General features: G+C 52.3%; 1 protein-coding gene and 1 pseudogene. Both read right to left on the bottom strand.

Annotation, left to right across the window (positions count from 1 at the left end; all coding sequences use genetic code 11):
• Positions 1–263: pseudogene (gene ybbO / locus CUS_RS05350) on the bottom strand (NADP(+)-dependent aldehyde reductase); the annotation flags it as partial.
• Positions 253–926, bottom strand: a 674-nt coding sequence (tesA, locus tag CUS_RS05345) for a multifunctional acyl-CoA thioesterase I/protease I/lysophospholipase L1 (protein WP_347494000.1), incomplete at its 5' end; no start/stop codon positions are given. The gene tesA and the pseudogene ybbO, both read right to left, overlap by 11 nt.

The raw sequence follows: 926 nt of genomic DNA, 5'->3' as shown, positions 1-926 counted from the left end.
AGACAATTATCGGTCAGGGCGATCACCTCGTCGGCTGCGCGATCAACACTTTCTGGTGAATCCAGATCGATCAACACGCCGGTAAATCCCATGCTGTTCATGCGCTCAACATCATCCGGTTTCCGGCAACCTGCCAGCACATGAAAACCCTGGCGTTTTAATTCGAGCGCGCTTTCCAGGCCAATTCCACTGGAACATCCGGTAATTAAGACCGATTTTTGCATAACTTTACCTGTCAGGATCTCCGTTGCTTTATGAGTCATGATTTACTAAAGGCTGCAACTGCTTCGCCATCCAGTCGGCAATAAACGGCTGGGCGTCGCGGTTGGGATGAATACCGTCATCCTGCATCCATTGTGGCTTGAGGTAGACCTCTTCCATAAAAAAGGGCAGCAGCGGAACATCAAACTCTTTGGCGAGTTTGGGGTAAATGGCGCTAAAGGCTTCATTATAACGGCGACCATAGTTTGCAGGCAGACGTATTTGCATTAACAATGGTTCAGCGTTGGCGGCTTTGACATCCTGCAAAATCTGGCGCAGCGTTTGCTCGGTTTGCTGTGGCTGAAAACCACGCAAACCGTCATTGCCGCCCAGTTCAACCAGCACCCAACGCGGCTGATGCTGTTTCAGCAGAGCCGGAAGGCGCGCCAGTCCTTGTTGCGAGGTGTCGCCGCTGATGCTGGCATTAACTACCGACGTTTTACTCTGCCACTTATCATTCAACAAGGCAGGCCAGGCCGCGCTGGCAGACATTCGATACCCGGCGCTCAGGCTATCACCCAGAATCAATAACGTGTCCGCTGCGGCGGCACGGAAGGTTAACAGGACCAGGAACAGGAAGGGCAAATGCCAGCGGAAAACATTGTTGAAGTTCATCATCTTAAGAAGTCCGTCGGTCAGGGGGAGCATGAACTCTCCATCCTCAC

This window comes from Hominimerdicola alba 8, from assembly GCF_000178155.2.
In the GTDB taxonomy this organism is placed as follows: Bacteria; Bacillota; Clostridia; order Oscillospirales; family Ruminococcaceae; genus Hominimerdicola; species Hominimerdicola alba_C.
The sequence above is the reverse complement of the archived record's forward strand: the minus strand, read 5'-3'. Positions and strand labels throughout refer to the sequence as shown.